Here is a 13400-nt window from a genome sequence, read left to right as displayed (position 1 = left end):
CATTCACGGCAGGATCAGTTGCGTGTCGCCTCACATCGATTCGCACCCCGGCGAGATGTCGTCGCTCCCGCCGAGTCTGCGGCTGCCCGGATCACCGTTTCCCCTGGGAGCGAAAGTGCGTGGCACCGGAACGCAGTTCGCGGTTCACGCTCCCGACGCCGAACTGGTACAGGTGTGCCTGATTTCCGAGGGCGGCGACGAGACGCGGATCGATCTGGTCCAGCGGACGTACGGCATCTGGCACGGCATCGTCGAGGGGGTCGGTGCGGGACAGCGCTACGGTTACCGCGCGCACGGGCGCTGGGACCCCGCACGCGGCGTGCGCCTCAACCCCGCCAAGCTGCTTCTGGATCCGTGGGCGACCCGCATCACGGGCGAACTCGGCGACCACGACGCACTGGTCTCCCACGACGGCGACCCGTTCGGCGGCCCGTCGCGCGTCGACAGCCTGGGCCACACCCCGCTGTCGGTGGTGACGGCCGACCACGCCCGCACGAGCGGACCGCGGATCGAAAGGCCCTGGGAGGAAACCGTTGTCTACGAACTTCACGTGGGATCGTTCACCGCACGGCACCCCGACGTGCCACCGCAGTACCGCGGAACGTATCTGGGTCTCGCGGAACCCGCTGTCGTCGGTCATCTCGTCCGCCTCGGGGTGACCGCGGTCGAACTGCTTCCCGTCCAGGCGTACGTCTCCGAGGCCACCGTCCGCTCGCGGGGCATGCGCAACCACTGGGGATACTCCACCGCGGCGTTCTTCGCTCCCCACCCGGGCTATGCGGTGGTGCCCGGTGAGGAGATCACCGAATTCCACACGATGGTCGACGCGCTGCACGCCGCGGGGATCGAGGTCGTCCTCGACGTGGTGTACAACCACACCTGTGAGCAGGGCGTCGACGGCATCAGCCTCAGCTGGCGCGGCCTCGACGCCCCCGGCTACTACCTCCTCGACTCCGACGGTCGCGACATCGATCTCACCGGTTGCGGGAACACCGTCGACGCACAGTCGCCCGTCGCCGTCCGGATGATCGGCGACAGCCTGCGCTACTGGGCGCACGACATGGGCGTCGACGGCTTCCGGTTCGACCTCGCGTCCGCTCTCGGCCGGCCCGGTGGCGGCCGATTCGATTCCCGCGCTTCGATCTTCTCCGCAATCACGGCGGATCCCGTTCTCTCCCGGTGCAAACTGATCGCCGAACCGTGGGACGCCACTTCGGACGGATATCGGGTCGGGCACTTCGGCGTTCAGTGGTCGGAATGGAACGACAAGTACCGCAACACCGTTCGGCGGTTCTGGAACGGCGGTACCGGGGTACGCGATCTCGCCTCCCGGGTGGCGGGTTCCGAGGACGTATTCGGAAACCGGCGGCCGTGGGCGTCCGTCAATTTCGTGACCGCGCACGACGGGTTCACCGCCGCGGACCTCGTGTCGTACGACCGCAAACACAACGAGGCCAACGGCGAGGACAACCGGGACGGCGCCGATCACAACGACTCCGTCGACCACGGCGTCGAAGGTCCCACCGACGATCCGTCGATCATCGAGGCGCGGTCCCGGCACGTCCGCGCGCTCCTCGCCACGCTCGCACTGTCGACCGGCACGCCGATGTTCACCGCAGGCGACGAGTTCGGTCACACCCTCGGCGGCAACAACAACGCGTACTGCGTCCCCGAGGACACCCCTCGTGAAGACTCCTGGCCACTCGACTGGAGCACCGGGGACACGAGTCTCACCGCATTCGTCACCCGCGCCCTCGACCTCCGACGCGCCTCCCCCGCGCTGCGCCAGCCGGAATTCTTCGAGGGCAGGCGCACACCCACCGGCCATCCCGACCTCGTGTGGTTCGGCGCCGACGGCGCGGAGATGGACGACCCCGCGTGGTACGACGACTCCAGGCGCACCCTCCAGGCGTGGATCGACGGATCCGACATCCGCTCCCACACCGAAGACGGGCACCAGCTCACCGACGACAGCTGGCTTCTCGTCCTCCACTCGGGCGGACCCACCGTGATCACGCTGGGCTGTCCCGAATGGTTCTACGGCACGGTGCTCGCCGAATTCGACTCGGCGTCCCCCGACGGCGCACCCGCGCCGGGCGGCCCGATCTCCGGAGACTCCACGATCGCACTGTCCGGTCCGACGCTGCTCGTCTTCCGTGCGGTCGGGTAGATGCCACCGAAGCGCATCATCAGCTGAATGAGCGGGCCGATGCCCAGCGCGTAGACGACGGTGCCCACACCCACGGTGCCGCCGAGCAACCAGCCGGTGGCCAGCACGGTCACCTCGATCGACGTGCGGATCACCCGCACCGACAGCCCGGTCCGCGCGACCAGACCGGTCATGAGACCGTCCCTCGGACCGGGGCCCATCCCCGCACCGATGTACAGCACGGTGGCGAGCGCGTTGAGGACCACGCCACCGAGCATCACCACGATGCGCACGAGATGGGAGTCGGCGGGTTCGAGGAACGCGAGCGAGGTGTCCACCGAGACGGCAATGACTACGACGTTGGCGACCGTCCCGAAGCCCGGTTTCTGACGGATCGGGATCCAGAGCGCGAGCACCACGACACCGGTCAGCGCGGTCACCACACCGAAACTGAGTGGCGTGCGATCCGCGACCCCCTGATGGAACACGTCCCACGGGTCGAGACCGAGGCCGGCGGTGATCATCATGGCCATCGAGAAGCCGTACAGCCACAGTCCGGCGAACAGAGCGATCAGGCGTCGAGCGAGCATGACGTCAGTGTTCCGGGAAATCCTGCCGCACCCCATAGCCACGACGCGCACACTGGACTGTCGATGCGTCGACGCTCAGGGGCAGGCGATCACGGTCATCGAGCCGGGAGCCACTTCGGTGAAACCGGCGTCGCGAACGGCGATCGCCCGGCCCCGCACCACCTCGATGGTCAGCTCCTCCCACAGTCCGACGTCGGCGTCCCGCACCGTGCAGCGGTAGCCGGTGGCCGCCCACGCGCGGGCCTGCTCGGTGGGCATCGCACCGGCGAGCAGCATCGACGCGTGACCCACCTGGGCCGCGGCCTTCCCCACCGTCATGTCCAGAGCGGAGTTGATCCACAGCACCGGATCCCCGTCCGGGATCTCTCCGGGGTCGTCGTGGTCGAGATCGGTCCCGCCGATCTGCAACTTCCGGATGCGAGGATCGAGCGCACCGACGGCGACGGGCACGAGTGCGCGGGCCTGTGCCCCGTCGACGTCGACGGTGATCCCGTCGACCTCCTGCGCCGCACGCCACCCGGCTCCCCGCGCCCGCCGCGTCACCTTGCGGATCCGGGACCCGATCCAGGCGAGGTAATCCTCCTGCCACGGTCCGGGCGCGCCCGTCTCGTCGGGGCCGACGCGAGGGTCGAGGCACAACGCCACGGCCGCGGTGGCTGCAGCTTCGAGCAGAGCACTACGCGGCGGGGGGTCGGCCTTCGGAATGTGCAGCACGATCGGCATGGCGAGGACCTGCGCCGGGTCGTCCGGGTCCGGCCGGCCGCCGTATCCGGCCGCGAGGACGGCGTGACGCGCCGCCCACAGGGTGTCGTCACCGGTCTCCCCGGTGACCGCGCCCCGGCACGACTCCGTCACGACAGCGGGACTCGTCGCACCACGCCGTCCACCGCGTCCGCGGCCTCGACCTCGTCGCGGGTGACCCCGAGGATGAACAGCACGGCATCGAGGAAGGGGTGCGACAGTGCGGTGTCCGCGACCTCGCGCAGAGCGGGCTTGGCGTTGAACGCGATTCCCAGCCCGGCGGCGTTGAGCATGTCGATGTCGTTGGCGCCGTCGCCGACCGCCACCGTCTGCTCCATCGGGACGCCGACCTGAGCGGCGAACTTGCGCAGTGCGGTCGCCTTCGCGGCCCGGTCGACGATGTCGCCGATCACCCGGCCGGTGAGCTTGCCGTCCACGATCTCGAGTGTGTTGGCCTGCACGAAGTCCAGTTCCAGTTCGTGGGCCAGACCCTCGATGACCTGCCGGAATCCGCCGGACACCACACCGCAGTGGAAGCCGAGCCTGCGCAGCGTCCGGATGGTGGTGCGGGCGCCCGGTGTCAGTTCCAAGTTTTCCGCGACGTCGTCGATCACGGACGCGTCGAGGCCGGCGAGGGTCGCGACCCGCTGGTGCAGGGACTCGGTGAAGTCGATCTCGCCGCGCATCGCCGATTCGGTGACGGCGCGCACCTCGTCCTCGACGCCCGCCCGCGCGGCGAGCATCTCGATGACCTCGCCCTGGACGAGGGTGGAGTCGACGTCGAACACGATGAGCCGTTTGGCGCGACGGGCCAGTCCCCCGCGTTCGACGGCGATGTCGACGTTCTCGCGGACGGCCACTTCTGCCAGCACGGTGCGCAGACTCTTGTCCGCCTCTGCCGTGCCGGGAGCGCTCACCAGGAGTTCGAGGCCCGTCACCGGGTAGTCGGCGACGCCGCGGATCGAGTCGATGTTGACCCCGAGTGTTGCCATCTCCCGGGCCACCGAACGCAGCGCGCGAGCCGACACCGGGCTACCGAGAACGACCACGGCATGGGTGGACAGCGACTGCCTGCCCGGATCGGCACCGATCTCGACGTCCACCGACATCCCGACGGTGGCCATCGCCTCTTCGAGTTCCTCCTGCAGCGCTTCCCCGTTCTCGGGGCAGGCCACCAGGACACCGAGGGTCAGTCGCCCACGAATCACCACCTGCTCCACGTCGAGAAGGCTCACGTCGTGGCGGGAGAGCGACCCGAAGAGCACCGAGGTGACGCCGGGTCGGTCGGGGCCCGTCACGGTCACCAGGACAGTGGTGTCAGCTGCACCCACCGATGTACTCCGATCATGTTGCTCGCGCGGCTTGTCCGGCACCCATTGTGCCAACTGAAAGGCCCCGCCCGTTGCTGGGGCGGGGCCTTTCCGAAACTGATGTGTCAGCGGCCGGTGTCGGTTCCGGGGTCGCCTTCGTCGCCGACGGTCAGCGGCTCGTGGCGTTCTTTCTCGAGCACGGTGCTGGCGTGCTTGCCACCGTGGCCCGGTCCGACGTGCGCCTCTGCCTTCATCCGCTCGACCATGTGCGGGTAGTGCAGCTCGAACGCGGGACGCTCGGAGCGGATGCGCGGCAGCTCGGTGAAGTTGTGCCGCGGCGGCGGGCAGCTGGTGGCCCACTCGAGCGAATTGCCGTAACCCCACGGGTCGTCGACAGTGACGACTTCGCCGTACCGGTAACTCTTGAAGACGTTCCAGATGAACGGCAGCGTCGAGGCACCGAGGACGAACGCGAAGATCGTCGAGAACGAGTTCAGGAACGTGAAGCCGTCCGAGGGCAGGTAGTCGGCGTAGCGACGCGGCATACCTTCGTTACCCAGCCAGTGCTGGACGAGGAACGTGCCGTGGAAGCCGATGAACGTGGTCCAGAAGTGCCACTTGCCGAGACGCTCGTCCATCATGCGTCCGGTCATCTTCGGGAACCAGAAGTAGATGCCGGCGTAGGTGGCGAACACGACGGTGCCGAAGACCACGTAGTGGAAGTGGGCGACCACGAAATAGGTGTCCGTGACGTGGAAGTCGAGGGGCGGGCTCGCGAGGATGACGCCGGACAGACCACCGAAGAGGAACGTGATGAGGAAGCCGATGGAGAACAGCATCGGCGACTCGAACGTCAACTGCCCCTTCCACATGGTGCCGATCCAGTTGAAGATCTTCACACCCGTCGGGACGGCGATCAGGAACGTCATGAACGAGAAGTACGGGAGCAGCACGGCGCCGGTGGCGTACATGTGGTGAGCCCACACCGCGATGGAGAGGGCGGCGATCGCCAGGGTCGCGTAGACCAGGCCGCTGTAACCGAACACGGGCTTACGGCTGAAGACCGGGAAGATCTCCGAGACGATGCCGAAGAACGGCAGCGCGATGATGTACACCTCGGGGTGACCGAAGAACCAGAACAGGTGCTGCCACAGCAGCACACCGCCGGTGGCCGGGTCGAAGATGTGGCCACCGAGGTGACGGTCCACGAACAGGCCCATGAATGCAGCGGTCAGCAGCGGGAACGCCAGCAGAATCAGGATGCTGGTGATGAAGATGTTCCACGTAAAGATCGGCATGCGGAACATGGTCATGCCGGGGGCACGCAGGCAGATGACGGTGGTGATCATGTTGACACCACCGAGGATGGTGCCGAGGCCGGCGACCGCGAGGCCCATGACCCAGAGGTCGGCGCCGACGCCCGGGGAGTGCAGCGCACTCGTCAGGGGCGTGTAGGCGGTCCAGCCGAAGTCCGCGGCACCGCCGGGGGTGATGAAGCCGGCGGTCGTGATGATCGCGCCGAACACGTACAGCCAGTAGCTGAACGCGTTGAGTCGCGGGAACGCCACGTCGGGGGCACCGATCTGCAGCGGCAGGATGTAGTTGGCGAACCCGAACACGATCGGCGTCGCGTACAGCAGCAGCATGATCGTGCCGTGCATCGTGAACAGCTGGTTGAACTGTTCGTTCGACAAGAACTGCATACCGGGCACAGCGAGCTCGGCGCGCATCATCAGGGCCATGAGACCACCGATGAGGAAGAACGCGATCGAGGTCGTCAAGTACATGATTCCGAGCACCTTGGGGTCGGTGGTCGTAATCATTTTGAAGATGAACGAGCCCTTGGGTCCCTGCCGCGGCGGGTAAGGCCTGGCTGCAGCTATCGCGGGGACTGGCTGGGGCGCTACGGCAGTCACTGATCCTCCTGAATGCGCGTCCGTCCCCGGGCTGCGAGGCGAACGGTCTCTGGCTTGCGCTCATCGAATCGTAGACCGTGCCCTGAGCGGCCTCCGACTGGGTCCTACCCACTGTCGTACTTACCCGGACTCAGAGCAAATTGTGGCGCATGCGACCTGCGGTTTGTCGCACCGGGGAGTGCTCACTGTCACGCGGTCCGGCGTGTCGCACGTGACCGGTCGACACGGAGCCCGGAGGCTCCGACACCCCGAATCCCCGGTGCTAAGGTTTCGCTCACCTAACTTCGATCAGGAGCTCCATGTGAACGTTCTCTCCCGACGCCGGGTCGTCGCCGGCGCGGTCGCACTAGCCGCTGCAGCCACTTTCTCGATCACGTCCTGCTCCAGCAGTGACGACTCCGACGCCGCGTCGAGCACCACCTCGTCGACCGGGCAGTTCCCCCGCACCGTCGACCACTTCCGCGGCAGTACCGAGATCCCGGCCGCGCCGCAGCGCATCGTGGCACTCGACAACAGCTTCACCGACGCCGTCCTCCTCCTCGAGGCGCCGCTCGTCGGATACGTCGACTACCGCGAACCCGGCCTGCCCGACTACCTCGGCTCCTCGCGGGACGAGTTCGCGGCGGAAGCCGAATCGGTGGGCAAGGTCAGCAACGCGAGCCTCGAGCAGATCGCCGCGCTGCAACCCGACCTGATCATCTCCGCCGAAGTGCGCGACGCGAAGAACTACGAGCAACTGTCCGCTATCGCGCCGACCATCTTCACCGAGACGACCGGGCCCACGTGGAAGGACAACATCCGGCTCGTCGGCACGGCACTGGGCAAGGAGGAACTCACGGAGCAGAAGATCGGCGCCTACGAGGAGCGGGCCGCCGCCGTCGGCGCGGAGATCAACGACACGGCGTCGAATCCGGTGATCTCGGTCGTCCGGTTCGCGGGCGAGCCGACGGCACGCCTCTACCGCACCACCTCGTTCAGCGGGATCGTCCTCTCGGACGCCGGGCTTGCCCGTCCGCAGAGCCAGGGCCCCGATCCGGCCGATCCGGACAACATCATGCAAGCCATCAGCCCCGAGCTGATCAGCGAAGCGGAGGGCGACGCCATCTTCGTCAGCACCTGGCAGGACCCGGCAGGCAAGAGCGCCGAAGCGGCGAAGCCGTTCTTGGAGAGCCCGCTGTGGCAGACGCTGAAGGGACGCAAGGTCGACGTCGACGACGCCCGCTGGATGTCGCCGGTCAGCATCCAGGGCGCGCACCTCATCCTCGACGACCTGTCGGACACGTTCGGGGTGGACAAGCACAGCGGCTAACCTGAACGCGCCCGCACACACAGGAAGTCGCCGAATTGTCCCCTCGTAGGTTTTCCGCCCGCCGCGCGTCCACCGGTCTCGTCGCCGCCGTCGCTGCGCTCGCAGTCGCCGGCTGCTCTCAACCGTCCGACGACGATCCGGCAGCGTCCATCGTCCGGACCACCACGCAGATCGCTGGAGCCGGCGTGGTCGGCATCGAGAGGGACACCACGACCGCCTGCGCCGAGCCGGCCCCGGTCGACGCCGCACTCGCGGCCGGCTCGACGCACCGGGTGGTCCACACGAAAGGCGAGAGCGACGTTCCGTCCGATCCGCAGCGGATCGTGGTACTCGACAGCGCCGCACTGGACGCGGTGTGCGCACTCGGTCTGTGGAAGAACGTGGTCGGCGCGGCGACCCTCGACGGGGACTCGCCTCAGCCCGGATACCTCGGCACGGGCATCTCCGAGATCCCGAGCGTCGGATCCGTCGACGCCCCGGACGTGAACAAGATCGCGCAGGCGGACCCGGACCTGATCCTCGGATCGAGTCCGGCGTCCGACCAGCTGTACGGTGCGCTCTCCCCCATCGCGCCCACCGTGTTCGTCGGCTCCGACCCCGTGTACTGGAAGGCCCAGTTCCTCCTCGCCGGCAACGCCCTGGGCCGGGCCGACGCGGCGACGGCCGCGCTCGAGCAATACCAGCAGGACGCCAAGCAGCTCGGCGTCGACATCGATGCCGCGCAGACACAGGCGTCCGTCGTCCGATTCGACGCCGACAGCATGGAGGTCGAGGGTCCGGCCACGTTCGCCGGCCAGGTCCTCACCGACGCCGGAGTGCGGCGACCCGCTTATCAGAACCTCGACGGCACAGTCACCGAACCGATCTCCGAATCCGACATCGACCAGGCCGAGGGCGACCTCATCTACGCCGTCCTCGACGGCGAGGAGGGCACCGCGCACGCGGAGGACGTGATGTCCGGTGAGGCATGGGAAGACCTCGAGGCGGCCTCCGACAAGCGGGTCTTCGCCGTGGAGGGTGACGTGTGGGGCGGAAACGGCGTCGTCGCTGCGCGCGCGATGCTCACCGACCTCAGGAACACGCTGAACGGTTACGTCGGCTAGGAGGCCCGGTGCCCGTACCCGAGTTCGTCACCGCCCTGCGCGGCCACGTCGGCACCGCGCCGCTGTGGCTGTCCGGGGTGAGTGTCGTCGTAGGTGACGCCGACGGCCGGGTGCTGCTGACCCGGCGCGTCGACAACGGCAAATGGGCGGTCGTGTCCGGCATCCTCGAACCCGGGGAGGAACCCGGACCCGCCGCGCTGCGTGAGGTACGCGAGGAGACCGGCGTGGACGCCGAACTGGTCCGGATCACGAGTGTCGACGTCACCGATCCGATCACCTATCCCAACGGCGACGTCGCGCAGTATCTCGACGTGTGTTTCCTCGCGCGGTATCTGAGCGGGGAGGCTGCCGTGTCGGACGACGAGAACCACGACGTCGCCTGGTTCTCCCCCGGCGCGCTGCCGCCGGACCTCACCCCGTCGTCGCGGCTGCGGCTCGACAAGGCGCTGCAGGACGAGCCCGAGGCGTGGTTCCGCCGCTGAACGCAGTTCGCCCAATGTCACACCGGTGCAGTCGAACCGAACCGGTGTGACATTGGGCGACGGGTCTAGAAGTCGCGAGCGGGTCGCTCTAGAAGTCGCGAGCGGGTCGCTCTAGAAGTCCCAGTCCTCGTCTTCGGTGTTGACGGCCTTGCCGATGACGTAGGAGCTGCCCGAGCCGGAGAAGAAGTCGTGGTTCTCGTCCGCGTTGGGTGAGAGCGCCGACAGGATCGCCGGGTTGACGTCCGTCTCGTCCTTGGGGAACAGACCCTCGTAGCCGAGGTTCATCAGCGCCTTGTTGGCGTTGTACCGCAGGAACTTCTTGACGTCTTCGGTGAGGCCCACCTCGTCGTAGAGGTCCTGGGTGTAGTCGACCTCGTTGTCGTAGAGCTCGAAGAGCAACTCGAACGTGTAGTTCTTGAGGTCGTCGCGCTCGGCCTCGGTGAGCTGCTCGAGGCCCTTCTGGTACTTGTAGCCGATGTAGTACCCGTGCACGGCCTCGTCGCGGATGATGAGGCGGATGAGGTCGGCGGTGTTGGTGAGCTTCGCCCGCGACGACCAGTACATCGGCAGGTAGAAGCCCGAGTAGAACAGGAAGCTCTCGAGCAGGGTGGATGCCACCTTGCGCTTGAGCGGCTCGTCGCCCTGGTAGTAGTCCATGACGATCTCGGCCTTGCGCTGCAGGTTCGGGTTCTCCTCGGACCAGCGGAAGGCGTCGTCGATGTCGCGGGTGGAGCACAGCGTCGAGAAGATCGAGCTGTAGCTCTTCGCGTGTACCGACTCCATGAACGCGATGTTGGTGTACACCGCCTCTTCGTGCGGGGTGATGGCATCGGGGATGAGGCTGACCGCGCCCACGGTGCCCTGAATGGTGTCGAGGAGCGTCAGCCCCGTGAACACCCGCATCGTGAGCTGCTTCTCCTGCGGCGTGAGCGTCCCCCACGACGGGATGTCGTTGGACACCGGCACCTTTTCGGGCAGCCAGAAGTTGCCGACGAGACGGTCCCACACCTCGGCGTCCTTCTCGTCCTGGACGCGGTTCCAGTTGATCGCGGATACGCGACTCACCAGCTTGACCATTGATTCCTCACTTCGTTCGGCTGTGAGTACTTGTCAACCGCCGGCGGTTGACAAGTACTCACGGGCGGCGGAGCCGCCTACAGCATGCAGGAAACGCAACCTTCGACCTCGGTACCCTCCAGAGCCATCTGGCGTAGCCGGATGTAGTACAGCGTCTTGATGCCCTTGCGCCACGCGTAGATCTGCGCCTTGTTGATGTCGCGGGTGGTGGCGGTGTCCTTGAAGAACAAGGTCAGCGACAGCCCCTGGTCGACGTGCTGCGTCGCGGCGGCATAGGTGTCGACGATCTTCTCGTACCCGATCTCGTAGGCATCCTGGTAGTACTCCAGGTTGTCGTTGGTCAGGTAGGGCGCCGGGTAGTAGACGCGGCCGATCTTGCCTTCCTTGCGGATCTCGATCTTCGACGCCACCGGGTGGATGGAGCTGGTGGAGTAGTTGATGTACGAGATCGAGCCCGTCGGCGGGACGGCCTGCAGGTTCTGGTTGTAGATGCCGTACTTCTGCACGGACGCCTTCAGCTCGCGCCAGTCGTCCTGCGTCGGGATGTGCACACCGGACTCGGCGAACAGCTGCCGCACCCGCTCCGTCTTCGGCTCCCACACCTGATCGGTGTACTTGTCGAAGTACTCGCCGGACGCGTACTTGGACTGCGGGAAGCCCTTGAAGTGGGTGCCCCGCTCGATGGCGATCCGGTTGGACGCCCGCACCGCGTGGAATACGACGGTGTAGAAGTAGATGTTCGTGAAGTCGATGCCCTCGTCGGAGCCGTAGAAGATCCGCTCACGGGCCAGGTACCCGTGCAGGTTCATCTGTCCGAGGCCGATGGCGTGGGAGTCGTTGTTGCCCTGCTCGATCGACGGCACCGAGTAGATGTGCGTCTGATCGGACACCGCGGTGAGTGCGCGGATCGACACCTCGATGGTGCGTGCGAAGTCGGGCGAGTCCATGGTCTTCGCGATGTTCAGCGAGCCGAGGTTGCAGGAGATGTCCTTGCCGACCTCGCTGTACGAGAGGTCGTCGTTGAACAGCGACGGCGTCGAGACCTGCAGGATCTCCGAGCACAGGTTGGAGTGGGTGATCTTGCCCTCGATGGGGTTGGCCCGGTTCACCGTGTCCTCGAACATGATGTACGGGTAGCCCGACTCGAACTGCAGCTCGGCGATGGTCTGGAAGAACTCGCGCGCCTTGATCTTCGACTTGCGGATCCGCTTGTCGTCGACCATCTCGTAGTACTTCTCGGTGACGTTGACGTCCGCGAACGGGACACCGTAGATGCGCTCGACGTCGTACGGCGAGAACAGGTACATGTCCTCGTTCTTCTTCGCCAGCTCGAACGTGATGTCCGGGATGACCACACCCAGCGACAGCGTCTTGATGCGGATCTTCTCGTCGGCGTTCTCACGCTTGGTGTCGAGGAAGCGGTAGATGTCCGGGTGGTGCGCGTGCAGGTACACCGCGCCCGCGCCCTGACGAGCACCGAGCTGGTTGGCGTACGAGAAGGAGTCCTCGAGCAGCTTCATGATCGGGATGACACCGGAGCTCTGGTTCTCGATCTTCTTGATCGGGGCACCGTGCTCGCGAACATTGCTGAGCAGCAACGCAACTCCGCCGCCGCGCTTGGACAGCTGCAGGGCGGAGTTGATGGAGCGGCCGATGGACTCCATGTTGTCCTCGATGCGCAGCAGGAAGCAGGACACGGGCTCGCCGCGCTGCTTCTTGCCGGAGTTGAGGAACGTCGGGGTGGCGGGCTGGAACCGGCCGGCGATGATCTCGTCGACGAGCTTGGTCGCCAGTTCCTCGTCGCCGGCGGCGAGCGTCAGCGCGACCATGCAGACGCGGTCCTCGAACCGCTCCAGGTAGCGCTTGCCGTCGAACGTCTTCAGCGTGTACGAGGTGTAGTACTTGAACGCGCCCAGGAACGTCGGGAAGCGGAACTTCTTAGCGTAGGCGTGATCGATGAGCGACTTCACGAACGCGCGCGAGTACTGGTCGAGGACCTCGGGCTCGTAGTAGTTCTCCTCCACGAGGTAGTCGAGCTTCTCGTCCAGATTGTGGAAGAAGACGGTGTTCTGGTTGACGTGCTGCAGGAAGTACTGGCGGGCGGCGGCGACGTCCTTGTCGAACTGGATCTCACCGTTGGGGCCGTACAGGTTGAGCATTGCGTTGAGTGCGTGGTAATCGAGACCGTTCGTCGAGTCTCCACCGCGCGCGTCGCGCTCTACGCTCCCCGCGTCGATGGTGTCTGTGATGGTCGGCGCCACTTCTCGTGCTCCTCGTCGTCTAAGTGATCCCAGAATTCACCCAGACCGGCCCTGACCCGCTCGACGTCCTCGGCTGTGCCCATGAGTTCGAAGCGGTAGAGGTAGGGAACGTGGCATTTCTGAGAAATGATGTTTCCTGCAAAGCAATAGGATTCACCGAAATTGGTGTTTCCTGCCGCGATCACTGCTCGGATCAGCGACCTGTTGTGTGTGTTGTTGAGAAATCGGATGACCGGCTTCGGGACGTAACTGGTGTCGCGGCCCATGGCCGTCGTTCCCCCGCCATAGGTGGGGACGATCAGCACGTAGGGTTCGCGAACCTCGAAGGTGCCCTCGCGGTCATGAATGGGTATGCGCGTCGCAGGCAGCCCGAGCCGCTGGACGAATCGGTGCGTGTTCTCCGAGGCGCTGGAGAAGTACACCAGCGATGTCATCGGTTTCCACCATCTGGACTAGTACTAC

The 13400-nt window shown here is 66.2% G+C and carries 10 protein-coding genes; 4 read left to right on the top strand and 6 right to left on the bottom strand.

Going from position 1 to position 13400, the window contains the following annotated elements:
• Nucleotides 1–22 precede the first annotated feature (22 nt).
• A complete protein-coding gene (glgX, locus tag CJ177_RS05550) occupies nt 23–2170 on the top strand; it encodes a glycogen debranching protein GlgX (RefSeq protein ID WP_095867388.1) in 2148 nt (715 codons plus the stop codon).
• A gap of 644 nt (nt 2171–2814) precedes the next feature.
• On the opposite strand, the gene CJ177_RS05540 is transcribed toward glgX, so the two are convergent.
• From CJ177_RS05540 to ctaD, 3 genes are all read right to left on the bottom strand, one after another.
• Nucleotides 2815–3594 carry an aminoacyl-tRNA hydrolase gene (locus tag CJ177_RS05540; protein WP_005240302.1) on the bottom strand — a complete coding sequence of 260 codons (780 nt, stop codon included), beginning with the start codon at nt 3592–3594 and terminating at the stop codon, nt 2815–2817.
• Nucleotides 3591–4811 (bottom strand): phosphoserine phosphatase SerB, encoded by a 1221-nt coding sequence (serB, locus tag CJ177_RS05535; RefSeq protein WP_005240300.1) that lies wholly within the window; start codon nt 4809–4811, stop codon nt 3591–3593. Before serB ends, CJ177_RS05540 begins: the two co-directional genes overlap by 4 nt.
• A gap of 104 nt (nt 4812–4915) precedes the next feature.
• Nucleotides 4916–6706 carry a cytochrome c oxidase subunit I gene (ctaD, locus tag CJ177_RS05530; RefSeq protein WP_005240299.1) on the bottom strand — a complete coding sequence of 597 codons (1791 nt, stop codon included), beginning with the start codon at nt 6704–6706 and terminating at the stop codon, nt 4916–4918.
• Nucleotides 6707–7007: 301 nt separating this feature from the next.
• On the opposite strand from ctaD, the gene CJ177_RS05525 reads away from it, so the two are divergent.
• From CJ177_RS05525 to CJ177_RS05515, 3 genes are read left to right on the top strand one after another with little or no spacing between them, the layout of a single operon-like run.
• Nucleotides 7008–8015 (top strand): iron-siderophore ABC transporter substrate-binding protein, encoded by a 1008-nt coding sequence (locus tag CJ177_RS05525; RefSeq protein WP_005240297.1) that lies wholly within the window; start codon nt 7008–7010, stop codon nt 8013–8015.
• A gap of 35 nt (nt 8016–8050) precedes the next feature.
• Nucleotides 8051–9118 (top strand): iron-siderophore ABC transporter substrate-binding protein, encoded by a 1068-nt coding sequence (locus CJ177_RS05520; protein ID WP_095867387.1) that lies wholly within the window; start codon nt 8051–8053, stop codon nt 9116–9118.
• A gap of 8 nt (nt 9119–9126) precedes the next feature.
• Entirely contained in the window at nt 9127–9600 is a 474-nt protein-coding gene (locus tag CJ177_RS05515) for an NUDIX domain-containing protein (RefSeq protein ID WP_095867386.1), read from the top strand.
• Nucleotides 9601–9711: 111 nt separating this feature from the next.
• Here the strand turns inward: CJ177_RS05515 and nrdF are convergent, their stop codons facing one another.
• The 3 genes from nrdF to nrdI all read right to left on the bottom strand — a co-directional run bounded on the left by nrdF (nt 9712) and on the right by nrdI (nt 13372).
• Nucleotides 9712–10677 (bottom strand): class 1b ribonucleoside-diphosphate reductase subunit beta, encoded by a 966-nt coding sequence (gene nrdF, locus CJ177_RS05510; protein ID WP_005240291.1) that lies wholly within the window; start codon nt 10675–10677, stop codon nt 9712–9714.
• Nucleotides 10678–10754: 77 nt separating this feature from the next.
• Nucleotides 10755–12938 carry a class 1b ribonucleoside-diphosphate reductase subunit alpha gene (gene nrdE / locus CJ177_RS05505; protein WP_005240290.1) on the bottom strand — a complete coding sequence of 728 codons (2184 nt, stop codon included), beginning with the start codon at nt 12936–12938 and terminating at the stop codon, nt 10755–10757.
• The gene (nrdI, locus tag CJ177_RS05500; RefSeq protein WP_005259574.1) at nt 12896–13372 is read right to left on the bottom strand and encodes a class Ib ribonucleoside-diphosphate reductase assembly flavoprotein NrdI; all 477 of its coding nucleotides are present in this window, start codon (nt 13370–13372) and stop codon (nt 12896–12898) included. The genes nrdE and nrdI overlap by 43 nt, the downstream gene beginning before the upstream one ends.
• Nucleotides 13373–13400: the final 28 nt, after the last annotated feature.

The organism is Rhodococcus sp. ACPA1 (assembly GCF_002300195.1).
Lineage (GTDB): Bacteria > Actinomycetota > Actinomycetes > Mycobacteriales > Mycobacteriaceae > Rhodococcus_F > Rhodococcus_F opacus.
The sequence above is the reverse complement of the archived record's forward strand: the minus strand, read 5'-3'. Positions and strand labels throughout refer to the sequence as shown.